At 62.6% G+C, this 14,979-nt stretch carries 14 protein-coding genes; 2 read left to right on the plus strand and 12 right to left on the minus strand.

Annotation, left to right across the window (positions count from 1 at the left end):
* The 6 genes from EN780_RS12765 to EN780_RS12790 all read right to left on the minus strand — a co-directional run.
* Nucleotides 1–295: tetratricopeptide repeat protein (locus EN780_RS12765; RefSeq protein WP_128274092.1), on the minus strand; the 295-nt coding region annotated here is incomplete at its 3' end.
* A complete protein-coding gene (locus EN780_RS12770; protein ID WP_127285144.1) occupies nucleotides 295–681 on the minus strand; it encodes a response regulator in 387 nt (128 codons plus the stop codon). The genes EN780_RS12770 and EN780_RS12765, both read right to left, overlap by 1 nt.
* Nucleotides 682–931: 250 nt before the next feature.
* Nucleotides 932–1,312 carry a response regulator gene (locus EN780_RS12775; RefSeq protein ID WP_127285145.1) on the minus strand — a complete coding sequence of 127 codons (381 nt, stop codon included), beginning with the start codon at nucleotides 1,310–1,312 and terminating at the stop codon, nucleotides 932–934.
* A gap of 5 nt (nucleotides 1,313–1,317) precedes the next feature.
* Nucleotides 1,318–3,759 carry an ATP-binding protein gene (locus tag EN780_RS12780; protein ID WP_128274094.1) on the minus strand — a complete coding sequence of 814 codons (2,442 nt, stop codon included), beginning with the start codon at nucleotides 3,757–3,759 and terminating at the stop codon, nucleotides 1,318–1,320.
* A gap of 189 nt (nucleotides 3,760–3,948) precedes the next feature.
* Nucleotides 3,949–4,752 carry an alpha/beta hydrolase gene (locus EN780_RS12785; protein ID WP_189556529.1) on the minus strand — a complete coding sequence of 268 codons (804 nt, stop codon included), beginning with the start codon at nucleotides 4,750–4,752 and terminating at the stop codon, nucleotides 3,949–3,951.
* A 72-nt stretch (nucleotides 4,753–4,824) separates the two neighbouring features.
* Complete coding sequence (locus tag EN780_RS12790) at nucleotides 4,825–5,691, minus strand: Lpg1974 family pore-forming outer membrane protein (protein WP_128274098.1); 867 nt, start codon at nucleotides 5,689–5,691, stop codon at nucleotides 4,825–4,827.
* A 232-nt stretch (nucleotides 5,692–5,923) separates the two neighbouring features.
* Here EN780_RS12790 and EN780_RS12795 point away from each other — a divergent pair, with 232 nt between their 5' ends.
* Complete coding sequence (locus EN780_RS12795; protein ID WP_189556531.1) at nucleotides 5,924–7,120, plus strand: cytochrome P450; 1,197 nt, start codon at nucleotides 5,924–5,926, stop codon at nucleotides 7,118–7,120.
* On the opposite strand, the gene EN780_RS12800 is transcribed toward EN780_RS12795, so the two are convergent.
* From EN780_RS12800 to EN780_RS12810, 3 genes are read right to left on the minus strand one after another with little or no spacing between them, the layout of a single operon-like run.
* Nucleotides 7,109–7,927 carry a Stf0 family sulfotransferase gene (locus EN780_RS12800; protein WP_128274102.1) on the minus strand — a complete coding sequence of 273 codons (819 nt, stop codon included), beginning with the start codon at nucleotides 7,925–7,927 and terminating at the stop codon, nucleotides 7,109–7,111. The two genes, EN780_RS12795 and EN780_RS12800, sit on opposite strands and share 12 nt — an antisense overlap.
* Nucleotides 7,928–7,954: 27 nt before the next feature.
* Entirely contained in the window at nucleotides 7,955–8,821 is an 867-nt protein-coding gene (locus EN780_RS12805; RefSeq protein WP_189556533.1) for an alpha/beta hydrolase, read from the minus strand.
* Nucleotides 8,821–9,252, minus strand: coding sequence for a hypothetical protein (locus EN780_RS12810; protein WP_128274106.1), 432 nt, complete (start codon nucleotides 9,250–9,252; stop codon nucleotides 8,821–8,823). The genes EN780_RS12805 and EN780_RS12810 overlap by 1 nt, the downstream gene beginning before the upstream one ends.
* 137 nt (nucleotides 9,253–9,389) lie before the next feature.
* On the opposite strand from EN780_RS12810, the gene EN780_RS12815 reads away from it, so the two are divergent.
* Nucleotides 9,390–9,929, plus strand: coding sequence for a dihydrofolate reductase family protein (locus EN780_RS12815; protein WP_128274108.1), 540 nt, complete (start codon nucleotides 9,390–9,392; stop codon nucleotides 9,927–9,929).
* A 162-nt stretch (nucleotides 9,930–10,091) separates the two neighbouring features.
* Here the strand turns inward: EN780_RS12815 and EN780_RS12820 are convergent, their stop codons facing one another.
* The 3 genes from EN780_RS12820 to EN780_RS12830 all read right to left on the minus strand — a co-directional run.
* Complete coding sequence (locus EN780_RS12820; protein ID WP_128274110.1) at nucleotides 10,092–12,866, minus strand: SdrD B-like domain-containing protein; 2,775 nt, start codon at nucleotides 12,864–12,866, stop codon at nucleotides 10,092–10,094.
* A gap of 240 nt (nucleotides 12,867–13,106) precedes the next feature.
* Nucleotides 13,107–14,408, minus strand: a complete 1,302-nt coding sequence (locus EN780_RS12825) for an HlyD family type I secretion periplasmic adaptor subunit (RefSeq protein WP_128274112.1) — start codon at nucleotides 14,406–14,408, stop codon at nucleotides 13,107–13,109.
* 1 nt (nucleotide 14,409) lies between these two features.
* On the minus strand, nucleotides 14,410–14,979 hold a 570-nt coding region (locus EN780_RS12830), incomplete at its 5' end, for an ATP-binding cassette domain-containing protein (protein ID WP_128274113.1).

Below are 14,979 nucleotides of genomic sequence, written 5' to 3' on the forward strand. Positions count from 1 at the left end.
CATCCATATAGGTCGGGGCGAGCGACAGCGCCCTGGAGAAGGCGTCGCGCGCGGCCGGCAGATCGTTGCGGCCGAGCTCGACAAAGCCGAGCTGCACCAGGGCATCGGCATTGTCGGGCTTCAGCGCCAACGCGCGCTTGAGCAGATCCGCCGCCTCGTCGAAATGCTGGGCCTGCCTCGCCTTGACGCCGGACGCGTAAAGCTCGTCGACCGTCTGGGCCCATGAAACACCGGGAGGCGCGGCCATTGCCAGGAACATGCATGCGGCAAGGGCTGCGCGCCGGCTTTGCCGCATCAGCGTTTCTTCCGCGCGATCAGGCGCGCCAGCCGGGCCAGCAGCTCCTCGGGGATGAACGGCTTCACAAGATAGTCGTCGGCGCCCTTTTCGAGCGCCGAGACGATGTCCTTTTCGGCCTTGCGGGCGGTCAGCATGACGACGGGGGTTTCGGACAGGTTGGGGTCGCCCTTGATGCGCGCAAGCACCTCGATGCCGTCCGCCTTGGGCATCATGGCGTCGAGCACGATGATGTCGGGCCCGTCGCGCTCCGCCTTCGAAAGCGCTTCGGCCCCGTCCACCGCCTTGATGACCTCGTATCCCTTCGCCCGCAGCCTGAATTCCATCAGCTCGAGCAACAAGGGATCGTCATCGCAGATCAGAACTCTTGCCTTCGCTCCATCCACCTGTGCTGCTCCGGTTCCATCGCCCCCCGGAGTGATCAATCAACGAACCGCCATCCGCCAATGTGGTCCACGCCCATAGTTCCGCGCGGGCCGCAGGCCCGCAACACCCGTGCGATCATAGTTATAGCCGATTCGCGACGGCCGCATTTCGCTACAATCAGTAGATGAATAAGTCGGCATGGTATATGAGCCGTAAACGGCGCCGCACAGCTTCCCGCCGATGCGGCCGCCGGGAAGCCCGAACAGCCCGTCAGCGCGCGCGCAGCGCCAGCAGCTTCCCGACCTCAGCGGCGAGCGCCAGCGGGTCGAAGGGTTTGGCGATGACCCCGACCGCCCCCATGGCCAGATAATGTTCAACCTGATGCGTCTGGGTGCGCGCCGTGATGAACGCCACGGGAATCGATGCCGTAAGCGGCGAGGCGGCCAGCCGCTTCAGCGTCTCCGGCCCATCCATGTCCGGCATCATCACGTCGAGCAGGATGAGGTTGGGCTGCCAGTCGGCGGCGACCGCCAGCGCTTGGGCGCCCGAAGAGCAGGACCGCACCTCGAACCGAGGCTCGAGCTCCAGCGACATCTGCGCGATTTCGCGGATGTCGTCCTCGTCGTCCACATAGAGGATCCTTGCCGACATCAATGTCACTCCCCTGCTTGCGCGGTGGATTTCGCCGCGTTGCGAGACGCAACCAACATGCGCCGGACCAGCTTGGCGACATCGATCTCCGACGCCCTGGTCTTGGTCATCATCGCCTGCACCCGGTCGCCGAGTTTCTCGTCCATCTCCGCCGCCGAGAACACGATGACTCGGGTTTCCTGCGGCAGATCGATGAGCAGGTCCAGCCCCGACCCGTCGGGAAGCGCGATGTCCAGGATGACCAGGTCGAAGCGATGCTTGGCGACCGCCCGCCGCGCCTCCTGCAGCGTTTTCGCCGAGGCGATCAAGACGTCCGGACCCAGCCCCGCCGACATCACGGCAAGCACGCCCTCGTCGTCCTCGACGTGGAGGATCCTCGGCCTGCGCTCGACCTTGCCGGCGACGATCTTGGAGAGAGCGGCGTGAAGCCGCTTCGAGTCCACCGGCTTCTCCAGCCAGTCGACGATGCCGACGGCGGTGCCGTTGAGTGAGCGCTTGGCCTCATCGGCGACGGCGGAGATGACGATGACCGAGATGTCGGAATTCACCGGTGACGCCCTGATGTCGTGGAAGAGCTTGATGCCGGATCCACCCGCCAGCCTGATGTCGAGCGTCAGCGCCACATAATCACGGGAGCGCAGCAGCGCCATGGCGGTGTCGATGTCGGGGGCGACGTCGCTGGAAAAGCCCTCCGCATCGAGCAGTGCTGCGATCACCGCCGCGACATCGGTCTCGTCCTCGCAGATGAGGACACGCAGGCGGCCATCGCGCGGCCGCGACCGGCGCTCCGTCGAAACCGGCTTGTCAGGCTGCCTCTGCGCCTCGGCGAGGTCGACATGGAACGAGGTTCCCTTGCCTTCCTCGGTCTCGAAGGAAACGGCGCCGCCGAGCTTTTCGACGATGGTCTTGACGATGCTCAGGCCGAGGCCGGTGCCGCCCTGCTTGCGGGTGCTGGAGGCATCCGCCTGCTCGAACTTGCCGAAGATGCGGCTGCGGAATGCCTCGGGAATGCCGGCGCCCTGATCGATCACCGAGATGCGCAGCATGTCGCGATCGCGGCGCTCGAGTTTCACCGTCACGGTGCCGTCGGCGTTGGAGAACTTGATCGCATTCGACAGCAGATTGGCCATCACCTGATGCAGGCGATCCTCGTCGATGTTGGCCTCGGCGCGCGGGGCATCGTCGACCAGGACGATGCGGATCCCGCCGTCGGCCCGGTAGTTGGAGCTGGCGGCAATGGCCTGCTCCAGCAGGGGGCGGACGGGCATCTGCTTGATCTTGAAGGCGATCACGCCCGATTCGATCTTCTCCATGTCGAGGATGTCGTTGATGAGAAGAACCAGCCGCTCGCTGTTGTTGTGGGCGATGTTGATGAGGTTGGCGACCTTTGGCGGCAGCTCGCCCGCCACGCCGGCCGCGATCAGGCCGAGCGAACCGCGGATCGACGTCAGCGGGGTGCGCAATTCGTGGCTGACCGTCGAGATGAAATCGTTCTTGAGCTGGGTATTGCGTTTCTGCTCGGTGATGTCGCGATTGTAGGTGATGACGCCGGTGATCTTGCCGGCCTCGTCGCGGAACGGCGCCTTCAGCGTGTAGAGCCAGCCCTGCTTGCCGTCCGGGAAAATCGCCGGCTGGTCGATGCGCAGCGTCTGGCCGGCCTCCAGCGCGCCCATCTCGTCCTGCCGGAAGCGCTCCGCCACATCCTTCGGGTAGAAATCGAAATCCGTCTTGCCGATCAGGTTCTCGACCGAGGTGGCGTTCACCATTTCGGCGGTCGCCGGATTGGCGGCGATGAAGCGGCCGTCGACGTCCTTTATGTTCAGGCAATCCGGCAGCTCGCGAACCATGGCCCGGTAGATCATGTTGGACATGACAAGATCGCGCCGCCGCTGCTGGCGGTCGAGCAGCACGCTGACGATGATGGTGCTGAGGAAGCGAAACACAAGCGACGGGAACGTGCTCTGCTGCACCATGCCGGCGACGACTTGCGGGGGAATGACCAGGAGCGTGATCAGTCCGGCGAGAGCGACCGACACGCCGAGGCCGAATATGTCGAAGATGGTGCGCGACCGGGCCGCGACGATGTGATGCCAGGCAATGCCGACGACAGCCGTGATGAGGATGCCCACGATCCCGATGCTCGCGCCCTGGCCGCCGAGATGGATGCGATAGGCAATGGAGCCGGCCGTGGCGATGACCATGGCCGGCCATCCGCCGAAGAAGGCGGCGGCGGCGATGAAGGCGGCGCGCAGATCGACGATGAAGCCGGAGACGGAGAGCGCCGTCGCCATGGAAATGACCGCGCCCGTGCACATCACCACGCCGAGAACCAGCGACTGCCTGCGCTGCGAGAGACGCCCGGTAAAATCCGCCACAAGATCCCAGGCGACCACCAGGATGGAGACCAGGGCAAGATTGGCGAGGAGTGAGCGCCAGATATCGGTCATGACTTTCCGGCTCCTTTTTTCCGATAGATACCGGCAAAACCTATCCGAGGTCTAAAGAGCCGTGGACCGGTCTGAGCGACAATGGGACAGGCCGAAACGCCGAATCGGCGACCAGTGCGAAGCGTCAGGCCGACGCGATCATCGCCCAGCGAACGGCATATGTCGACGACCTCCGGCCGCGAAGGGGCTTCAGGCGAGGTGGCGGAAGTTCGACGGCGGCTGCGCCACCCAGGCCTCGATCTCGCGCGTGACGAAGGCGGCGGCCTGGTGGTGGATGAAGTGGCCGGCACCGGGCAGCGCCAGCACGGAAGAGACGTTGTCGACCTCGCGGAACGTGCCGTCGAAGGCGCTGGCCGGAACATAGGGATCGTCGGTGCCGAACAGGGCAAGGGTCGGCGCCCTGATCAACGGCAGCGGGCCGATGTCGGGCACCCTGCCCAGCGGAATATTGGCCCTGTAGTAGTTCAGCACCGCCTCCGGATCGGATTGCCGAAGCGACGCCACGAGCGCCTGTCTATCGTCCACGTCGGCAACCCAGCTGGCAAGCTCGTCCGGCGTGGGCAGGGCTGCCACACCGGCTTCCTGGAAGCGGCGCACGTAACCGAAATATCCGGAATTGGCTGGATCGGCTATGGCCCGAAGATAGTTGCGCGGATGGGGACTGGAGAGAGTTATGAGGTGGCGTACCGCCGACGGCACGCGCATGGCCAGCCACCAGGCGATGGTTCCTCCCCAGTCGTGGCCGACGATTGAAGCCTGGGAGAGTCGTTCCGCCATGAGGATGGACAGCACGTCTTGAACGAGGTTCGGCAGCAACGCGTAGTTTGCATGTCCCCTCGGCCTGTCGCTTAGCCCGAATCCGCGCAGATCCGGCACCAGGACCCTGTAGTTGCCGCATAGAGATTCGATCTGACGGCGCCAGCCAAGACCATGGTCGGGAAACCCGTGCAGAAAAACGATCGGCGGGCCGGAGCCCGCCGCGATGTAGTGCAACCTAACGTTCCCGTTCGATGCGAACCTGGACTCGAAAGTCGTAACCGAAGCCACCCTGACCGGCCGCTGCGATCACATCTTGACTTCGAGGCGCAGGAACGGCCCCTGGAATACCTGGTTCTCGTGGTCGGCATTCACAAGAAGGTTGTGCCATGCCTCGATCTTGTAGCCTGCGGTCAAGGTCGTGTTCGGCATCGGCGTCCAGCTCAAGCCGGCCGACGCATCGAGGTTAGAGACCGTTTCGCTCGAGCTCTCACTGAACAAAGTTGCGGAAGCATGCATGTCAGGGTTTGTTTGCGTGACACTGCCACCAACACGGTTGGTGCGGCGGCCCCACATCACGGAGCCCGAAACGGCGCCCGTCAGGCCCCAGTTTTCGCCGACCGGGTAATAAGCCTCGGCACCAACCCTTGGACCGATGCCCCAGTATTCGGACGAGCCAACCTTGTCGGCGGAAATGCCCTTGTCGGCAGGATTGTCAGGCGTGAACGTCTCGGAGAAGTCGAACACCTTTTCGTCCGCATGTGCGATCCGCAGGCCGCCAAAGAAGCGGATGTCAGCCTGCTGTGCCTTGACGTGCTTGCCGACGTCGAAATCGAACGCCTGAAAGGCGTAGCCGTCGCCGTAACGAGCGCTAATGGTACCGTCTGGATCGGCGACAGGCCCCTCGCCAAGAAGGACCGACCGGTGCTTGCCGACATGAAAGGTGCCGGAAAGACGCCAATCCAGCCCCGGGGAAATCTGCTTGGTCAACGCTACTGACCCGGAGATGTCGCCGTTACTGTTGCCCAGCTTGTCGCTGCTGAGCTTGTCGTCCTTGTGGACATTGTTCCAGAAATAGGCGCCTTCGAACGACATCTTGATGCGCGCATCGATGACCGCCGGGTCCGATGGTTGCGCCTCTCCGGCATGAGCCGTGGCCACGCCGATGGTTGTCACGGAGGCAGCCGATGCCGCCACCGTTGCTAAAAGTTTGCCCTGTACTTGAGCCCGCATGCTTATCCCCACCCCAGATTCTCGCGGCTGCCAATATTGCAGAGACTCGGATAACGGCCTATTGCCGAGAGGATGCCCCGACACTTTGCCGCGTCAGTGTAACATCTTTGCAACAGCAATAAAAAACACAATGACTAGAGATAGTTAGCGCCAGACGATGACAAACGGGGGCTTCGTGGACAATCCAGCGCAAATTGAAGGCTTTCTGAACAATCTCGCCTACGCGCTCTTTGCCCGGAGCGGCCAGATCACCCCCGAGCCTCGTGAAATCGGCAATCTCGCGGTCTTCGACCACCCAGACGCGGTCGACAGGATCGCCAAGGCCCCGAACCTGTTTCGCAAGAACTTCTCGCTGATTTCCGCACTCGGCTTCAGCCGCTTCAACACCAATGACGAGGAGTGGGCGACAAGGCGCTCAATCACGCAAGACAGTTACCTCGCTGCGGCGAAGCCCGCCCAAGTGCAAAGCGTGTCCGATATCTTCGCCTCGTGCTTCAGCGTCTGCGAAACGTCCCTGACCGCCATCCAGGAGGCGCTATTCGCTGGCGCCCTGACCATCTTCTATCAGGCGTTCAGGCTTGTTGCTGAGCCCCGGCCGACGGCGGCATTGCTTGACCGGACCCGCGAGGTGCTGCGCCGCCTGCAATATTACTCCTGGGTCACGCCGACCGATGCTGAGCGCACTAGCGTCATCAGCGACGCCCGCGCGGTCATAGCCGAGTTTGGAGCGCAGCTGATGGCGGACCCACGATCGGCTACGGAAATGGGCCGCTTCTCCGAGAAATCAGGCGGGATCGACAGCTTCTCGCCCATCGAAGAGTTCGTGATGAACCTTTTCGCGGGCGTCGAAACCACCGTGACGACGGTGCTGTGGGTGATCGACAGGCTCGGCGCCAACCAGAAAGTACAGGAGCGTATCCACGACGAGATCGCCGGCGCCAAGGCCGACACGCCGTTCACCGACTGCTTCATCAACGAAACGATGCGGTATTTTCCGCCCATTCCGTTCCTGACGCGCGAGGTGAGCGCCGACACGGTAATCGACGGCGTGGCGCTGAGGGCCGGACAACTCATCATGCTTTCCATCGTTGGCGCGCACCAGCATCCCGAGTTCTGGGAGAATCCGCGGACATTCGATGCCAGCCGCAAGGAATTCATCGACAATAGTTTCGACCGTCGCGCCTTCATCCCGTTCCTGACCGGGCCGCGCATGTGCGGCGGCGCACGCCTTGGCCGGCTCGAGGTCGAGCAAGCGGTTCGCGCGGTGGTGCGGCAGTTCGCATTCGCCCGCACCGACGACATTATCCGCTTCGACTATGCGCTGGCATTGCGTCCGGCGAGCGGCATGGCGGTCGTGGTGTCAAGGCGCTGACAAGGGCCGGCCCGTTGCGCCAGGCATGTCGCGCCACAGGTCCCGGATCAGGCTTCCGAATTGCCTTGCGATGATCCTCTTCATGTCCGCATCGTGCTGATAGCGCGCGCTTGCCTCGATGGCGGCCTTGTCCAGATCATGGGCCGGAAACCAATTTCGCATCGTCGCTCGCACATTCTCGTACGGGCTGGCGACAAAATCCTCATAGGCGACATCGACTACCCTCATGGGATCAATGGTCGAGAGGTAGTTCCGCCACATGACCTCAGAGTCGGCGATATGGCGCACCGTATCGATGACCGCCTTCTGGCTTATCGTCTTCAACTTCGGGATTCCCGGCAGCGTATCCCCGCCATCGAACGGTTGCCCGGTATAGAGCATCGCAAGCAGGCTGACGGTCTGTTCAACCTTGTTGCGTCGGGACAGGAACACATAAAATGACCTTGTATCGTCCTGGCCGATCGCGTTGCGCGCGAAGTTCAGATTGCCTGCGAACAGCTTTGCCGCGAACACGCCATTGACCGAGCGTCTTGCCAGAAGTTGCCGTCCGTATGACGCTGCCGCGCGATCGAGTGCCGGGACGTCGATGGCATCGTGGCCGGTCCAGCGGCGCAGGAGCGGCAGCGCAAACTGCCACTGGAAGTACTCGGTGGGCAGACCGAGCCCGAAATGCTTCAGCACCCGACAGTAGGAATGGCCGGCAGTTCGCGGCGTCGTGCAAATCAGGATCTTGATCGGTTTGCCATCCGACCCAGCTTGATCGAAAGCAGCCGATAGCAGCTTGCCGTATGCTTCCTCGAAGTGCATTGCCGATCCCCCAAAGGCAGCGCCAGTTCAAACGGCGGACAGGAAACCCAGGATCAAGAAAGCCTGATCAATCGTCATCAGCGAGGGCGGGCTGCCCGCATCAATGTTGTCGACGATACAGATGTCTGGCCGGACGCGACGCGTCCGCTCCAAGGCGCTCCTGTCGATGAATTCGCTCTTTCGCCCATACATCAGCAACATGCGCGCATCCAGCTTGGCCACCATGGGAAACAGGTCGTATGCACGTCCGGTCATTGTCGCGAAATTCTCGGTCGCGGCCGGATCATAGGCCAGCCGAACGCCTTCGGTGCCGCTGGCGATGCGGTTCTCGATGTAACGGCTTAGAACCGCTTCCTCGACGGAGCCCATCTCGGGGCTTGCGGCACGCAGATAGTCCCTCGCCGCGGCGCGCGTCTCGAAGGTCAGCGTGCTTTCCCGAATGACCGCGTCTCTCAGGGCGTCGACCTTCGGGCCGCCGATCATGGGAACATCATTGAGGACTATCCGATCGACACGGCCGCGGTTTGCATAGAGGAACAGGGTCAGGATCAGCCCGCCCCATGATGTGCCGATGAAGTGGTTCTCCTTGCCGGCAAACCGACCGAGCGCGCGCAAGCACCTGGAATAGAGATCGATGTCGTAACCCGCACCAAGAAACGCGCTGCGCCCACGCCCAAGCAGATCGGGGCAGATCACCAGATAGCCGTTGCGGCAAAGAAAGGTCGCGAGATAATCGAAATCGGCGCCGTTCCCGGTAAAACCGTGGAGGCAATAGACTGTCCCACAAGACTGGCCGGCCGGCTGCCAAATGCGCACGAACATCGACGCATAACGGTCGCCGAGGCGGATCAGAATCTCCTGGGTGAGCCCCTCGCCGGGCGCGGCCTGGTCCATCATGCATCCCGCTTGCGCACGGCGCGTTTCATGGCGCCACGGGCATCGATGAAGTCGCGCTTCCAGTAGACCGACTTGTCGAGGTTGAGCAGTTTCGCCTCCTTGATCAGCGGCAGGATGTGCGAGGACGAGCGCGTCGCCATAACGGTTGCGGCAATTGCGCTGCCGCCAGGATCGGGATTAAGCGGGCCATTGTTCGCGACCCATGTTTCGGCGATCTCGCGGCTGGTCACGACCCAGCCGACGTAGGCGACGATAGCATCGTCAATGGCGCCGATAAGATGGGATTGCTGCTCGATCTGATAGCGCAACGACTTCACCATCTGGCCAAATTCGTAGCCGTCGAACGGCGGATGGTGCGCAATGAAATTGCAGACCAGACCAAGCGAGAACGGGTTGAACGGAACGCGGGTGAAAAGAAGCTTGCTCATACGGACTCAAGGTGTTTCAAGCGGGCGCGAGATTATGATGAGGAACCGGGGCGAGCTAGAGGGAAAAGCGCGGGGCGAATAGTCGTGGCGTCGCGATCTTGACTGCTAGAGGGGCTACTTCCGACAGGAGAGCGCGCATGAGAAAACTCGTCGTCACCGAATTCATCAGCGTCGACGGCATTGCCGAGGTCGAGAAGCTGCCGAACGTCACCTGGAACGACGAGATGAATGCGTTCAAGGAGGACGAACTCGCCGACAGCGGCGCCATGCTTCTCGGCCGCACGACCTACGAGATCTTTGCCGGTTCATGGCCGAGCGAGACCGGAGACTTCGCCGAGCGGTTCAATGCGCTGCCGAAATTTGTCGCCTCGACCAGCCTGAAGGAGCTCGACTGGAAGCCGGCGCAATTGCTCGCAGGCCCCCTGCCCGAAGCGGTCGCCAGCCTGAAGCAGACAAACGGCGGCAACATCTATGTGCATGGCAGCTTGAGCATTGCGCGGCAGTTGCTCAGCCATGGCCTCGTCGATCGCCTGAGGCTGCTCGTCTATCCGGGCGCCGTCGGCCAGGGCAAGCCGTTGTTCCCGAGCGAGGAGCCGGTTGCGCTGGAGCTGATCTCGGCCGTGCCATTCAGCAATGGCGTGGTGGCGCTGGAGTATGCGCCGGGCGCGAAGGGTTAGTAGCCTGCTCCAAAGGCTGGGCATCGCCGGGCCAGGAAAGCAGCGCGGCGCCGCGGACGTGAAGGCTTCGCTCGTCTATTGCTTTAGGAAAGCTGCCGTCATCGAACGATCGGGGGCAAGGAGCCCCCGATCACTGTTTGGACGAGATTTACGCACAGCTCGTCAAATGAGGAAGACGCTGGCGTCAGGATGCGTCTGGTTGTTCATCGCGTCGAAGGCGTTGGCGATATCGTTGATCCCCGGTTGACCGGTCAGGCCGAAGTTGGAGGTCGGGGCGTTGGTGTCGTTAAGGACGTCCCGCACCGCGGCGGTCACCTCGCCCGGTTGCAGCGTGTGGTCGTCGTTCGTGTCAATCTGATTGAGAATTGCGATGATGGCCGGGTTCGAGCTGGTCGCCGCGGAGAAACTGAAATTGAGTTCCGGTTTACCGCCGGGGCCGTCGGGCACGGCAGTGACGGCAGCGGAGAGATATGCCGCCGCCGAGGAGCGTTCGAGGTGGTTCACCCCACCGCCCTTGGCTCCCAACGCGTCCGCGATCGAGGGCGTTCCTGGAATCTTCGACAGGTTCTGGAACTCGAAGATGGTCTCGAAGGAGGTGTTGGAGTTCCAACCCGAATGGAACTCACCCAACTCCTGGTTCAAGATATCGATGTGGTTCTTCCAGAAGCCAGGCGTCAAGCCCTGGCCCTCCGGTGGCAGGAAGTTGGTGAAGTCGTTGCCAGTGTCAACGCCGCCGCTGCCGGGATTGTCGACCGTCTGAACGAGGATCCCGGTCTGCTGGGAACCGGCCGGCACTACTTCGTAGATGCTCTTGCCAACATCGGCCAGCGTCAGTCCGCCGATCGACCAGGCGCCGCCGGCCCCCGTCGTCGTCGAAAGGTCCACGCCTGGATCGAACACGTGATTATCGTTCTCGTCGATGTAGATCGTCACAGGATCGTGCGACCATGGAATGTCGTCCGCCGTCTTACCGTTGCCGGTCAGGTCCTCGTACTTCGTGCCGGAGACTGAGAAGAACTTGAAGTTGACGAAGTCCTGGTCGGTCAGGTTCTGGCCCGAGGTCAGGCTGTCCTGGTCGATCTGCACCGGGCTGACATTCGTCCAGCCCGACTGGCTCTCTTCCTTGATCAAATAGTCGCCGGGCAGCAGTCCGGTGAACTGGTAGAAGCCGCTGGCGTCGGTGGTGGTCTGCGCCACCTGCTCGCCCGCATCGGCGATGTTGTCATGGTTGGCGTCCTTGTAGAGCGTGATCGTCCAGTTCTCGACCGGCGTCTGGTCATCGCTGGTCGCCAGGCTGCCGTCGGCATCCTCGAACTTGTGGCCCGAGATCGAGCCAAGCTCGACATTGACGAAGTCCTGGTTCGTCAGGTTCTGGCCCGAGGTCAGGCTGTTCTGGTTGATCGTCGTAGCTGTCAGATGTGTCCAGCCCGATTGATCCTCTTCCTTGATCAAATAGTCGCCGGGCACCAGCCCGGTGAACTGGTAGAAGCCGTTGGCATCGGTGGTCGTCTGCGCCACCTGCTCGCCGGCGTCGGCGATGTTGTTGTGGTTTGCATCATTGTAGAGCGTGATCGTCCAGTTCTCGACCGGGGCCCGGTCACCGGTCGTCACTAAGCTGCCGTCGCCATCTTCATATTTGTGGCCCGAGATAGAGCCGAGCTGGAAATTGCCGAAGTCGTTGTTGTGGCTGTCCTGGCCGGCCACCACTGTAACGGAGTACTCGCCCTGCGCGTTGTTCGGCGCATCCTGCGACCATCCTGCCTGCTGCACCTCGCGGACCGTGTAGGTGCCGGGCGTGACCGTGAATTTGTAATAGCCGTTTGCGTCGGTGAAGGTGAACGGCTCGCCCGAATCCCACGTGTTGTTGTCGTTCACATCCAGATAGATCTTCCAGCCGGCGAGAGCCGGCTCGCCGGCTTCCCAGACGTGGTCGGCATTCAAGTCGTTGAACTTGTGGCCATCGATCACCTGGCCGATCTGGCGGTTCCATTCCTCGAAGCCGGACTCGGCCGTCCATGTGCTCGGCGTCGTTTCGGTCGAACCTTGATAAGTGCCGGCCTGATAGCCGAACCCGGAATAGAGATAGATAAAGGGCTTGCTCGGATCGAAATTGGCGACCGGAACCAGGAACGACATGTCGGTGGTGTTGCCGCTGCCCGGCTGGAGATCGCCGTTCAACCCGATGAATTTGTCGCCGCCTTGATCCAGATCATAGATCTTCGTGGCGGTCGGGAAGGCGCCGGTGCCTTGATCCGGGGCTGCTCCGGGATCGTAATTGCTCAAGTTGCCGGCAGTGGCCTGCCAGATCTGGAGCGTATCCAGGGAAAGGTTCTGGACATTGTCAGAGTTCGACTCGTTGATGTCGAGATCAAATCGATAATAGCCGACACCATTCACATATTGAATCGGAATGTCGGCAATGTTCAGTGCATGAACATATTGAGTACTGCCCTTGGCGGTATCGTCGAGCACTTTAACACTGGCGTCGGTATTATACCCCTGCTCCGTGCCGTTGTTCTGAATGCGGACGAAGGGATCAAGCAGACCCGTTCCGGCGCCGGTTGCGACATCCGAGGACGAAAAGATCGCGCCGTTGATCGTCGCGGTGGTTTTGAAAGTCAGATCGACCATGGTCGCGGCGTCGGTGAAATTCACTGCCGCGACCCGGCCGGTTGCCGGGTCTGTCGTCGTGAGCGTGAAGGCCTGATTCAACGCGTCGCTGTTGACGTACCACGATGTCTGGATCTTGCCGTTGACTGTACCATCCAGATCGCCGGCGCCGCCATCGGTGACGTCCCAGGGCGTACCAGTCCCGGTCAGATCATAGGTGAGCACATCGTCCGCGGTGCCGAGAACGCCGTCGGCGCCGGCGCTGACATGGGCAACCGAAAATGTGAGCGAGCCGCCGTCCCCGACGTCGGTGGCGGTGATCCCCACGGTCTCGCCGGGCGCGTAGTCCGCGTCCGCCTGGTCTATCGTAACCGCAAGCGGCGGAACGGGGTCGGAAGAAGCCGGATCGGTGCTTCCGGTCTCGGTGGAATCAAGGGTTGCGAGCGGATCGTTGGTCAGATTGTCGCTGATATCGCTAGACGTCATTTCATTTCCCCTAGCTTCGGATTCGGTTGCTGATCGTGGCTGCTGTTTTCTCTTGGCTGCTGTTTTCCCGCCGTGGCGGGCTCACTCTCTGAAGGCTCGGGTGATCTGGTCCCGCAATGGCTTGACCAGGTAGGAGATCACCGAACGGTCCTCGGTCTTGATGAAGGATTCCACCGGCATGCCGGGCACCAGCTTGACCTCGCCGAGGCGCGCGACTTCCGCGGCGGTCGTCCTGATACGCACGGTGTAATAGCTGGCACCAGTGCGCTGATCGGTGGCGATGTCGGGCGAGGTCCTTTCGACCACGCCGTCGATTTGCGGCGTCGTGCGGGTGTTGAATGCCGAAAAGCGCAGCGACGCCTGCTGGCCGACCCATAGCTTGTCGATATCGCTGGGGGCGATCTTGGCCTCCACCGCCAGACTGTCATTGTCCGGCACGACCTGCATGATCGTCTGTCCGGGCGTGATCACGCCGCCGATCGTATAGGCGAGCGACTGCTGCACGACGCCGTCCTGCGGGGCGCGGATGTCGACACGCTTCAACTGGTCCTCGGCGGCGACCTTGCGCTCGATGAGCTCGCCCATCTTGCCGTCGATGTCGCGCAGGTCCCGGTTCACTTCGGTGCTGAGGTCGAGGTCGATCTGGATGATCTGCAGCTTGATCTCGGCGATGCGCCCTTGCGCCTGCGCCAGCGCGGCGATGAGCTGGCCGCGTTCGCCATCGAGGCGTGTCGCCTCGCGCTCGGTCGAGGTCAGGCGATCGATGGAGATGAGCTTCTTGCCCCAAAGCGTGCGCACGGAAGCGAGCTCCTTTTGCACCAGCTGGATTTCCTTGCTTTTGGCTTCCATCTGCGCGGTGTCGCCGGCGATCTCCTTCTCGAGCTGGACGATGCGTTCGCCGAGCTGGCCCTTCTGGCCGGCGCGGGAGGTGCGCCGCGTGTCGAAATGCTGCGTCTCGCCGGAGATCGCCTCGGCGACGTCGGGATCGGCCGAGCGATCGAGGAGGTCCCGGGGAAAGTCGATGCCGTCCGTGCCCCGGCGCTCGGCATCGAGACGGGCCTTGCGCGCCATGAGCTGGTCGAGCGCCTTGCTCACCACCGCAAGATTGGCGGCCGGCACGGTACGGTCGAGACGCAGCAAAAGGTCACCAGCCTTCACGCGGTCACCGTCGCGAGCGTCGATCTCGGCCACGACGCCCCCGGTCGCATGCTGCACGTTCTTGACGTGCGAACCGACGACCAGCGTGCCTGGCGCGATCACCGCGCCGGCGATCTCGGTGACCGAGGCCCAGCCGCCCACACCACCTCCAAGCAGGAGCACAGCGCCGAGCCCAAGGCGAGTGTAGAAACGGATCGAAGCGTGGGCGTTGCCGGGCGCGGCCATGTCAGTTCCCTCCCCCGGTCCGGGTGGCGACCGCGGTCGTTTCCGCGGATGCCCGCTGCGGCGGGTTGCTTGACGGGACCGAGCGCAGCATCGGGAACATCTTGGCGAAGACCTCCTCCTTCGGTCCGAATTCGTGCACGCGCCCCTGCTTCATCGCCATGATGAAATCGACGGCGGTCAGCACGTTCGGGCGATGGGCGACGATGACGACAACGCCGCCGCGCTCGCGAACGCCGAGCATCGCGCGGATCAAGGCCTGCTCGCCGTCCATGTCGAGGTTGGAATTCGGCTCGTCGAGCACGACCAGGAACGGATCGCGATAGAGCGCGCGAGCCAAAGCGATGCGCTGGCGCTGGCCGGCCGAAAGCGCCTCGCCATGGTCACCGATCTCGGTTTCATAACCCTGGCGAAAGCCGACGATGAGGTCATGCGCGCCGGCCGCCTTGGCCGCGGCGATGATTGCTGCCGGGTCGGCGTCCATATCGAAGCGGGAGATGTTTTCGGCGACCGTGCCGGCAAACAGCTCCACATCCTGCGGCAGGTAGCCGATATGGCGGCCGGCGCGCATGAC

Origin of the sequence: Mesorhizobium sp. M4B.F.Ca.ET.089.01.1.1 (assembly GCF_004022605.1) — a bacterium.
In the GTDB taxonomy this organism is placed as follows: Bacteria; Pseudomonadota; Alphaproteobacteria; order Rhizobiales; family Rhizobiaceae; genus Mesorhizobium; species Mesorhizobium abyssinicae.

Bases quoted from the DNA above. Each gene is read 5' to 3' on its own strand.
- EN780_RS12775 (WP_127285145.1), bottom strand. From the start codon at position 1,312: ATGTCGGCAAGGATCCTCTATGTGGACGACGAGGACGACATCCGCGAA.
- EN780_RS12780 (WP_128274094.1), bottom strand. From the start codon at position 3,759: ATGACCGATATCTGGCGCTCACTCCTCGCCAATCTTGCCCTGGTCTCC.
- EN780_RS12800 (WP_128274102.1), bottom strand. From the start codon at position 7,927: ATGCACTTCGAGGAAGCATACGGCAAGCTGCTATCGGCTGCTTTCGAT.
- EN780_RS12805 (WP_189556533.1), bottom strand. From the start codon at position 8,821: ATGGACCAGGCCGCGCCCGGCGAGGGGCTCACCCAGGAGATTCTGATC.
- EN780_RS12810 (WP_128274106.1), bottom strand. From the start codon at position 9,252: ATGAGCAAGCTTCTTTTCACCCGCGTTCCGTTCAACCCGTTCTCGCTT.
- EN780_RS12815 (WP_128274108.1), top strand. From the start codon at position 9,390: ATGAGAAAACTCGTCGTCACCGAATTCATCAGCGTCGACGGCATTGCC.
- EN780_RS12825 (WP_128274112.1), bottom strand. From the start codon at position 14,408: ATGGCCGCGCCCGGCAACGCCCACGCTTCGATCCGTTTCTACACTCGC.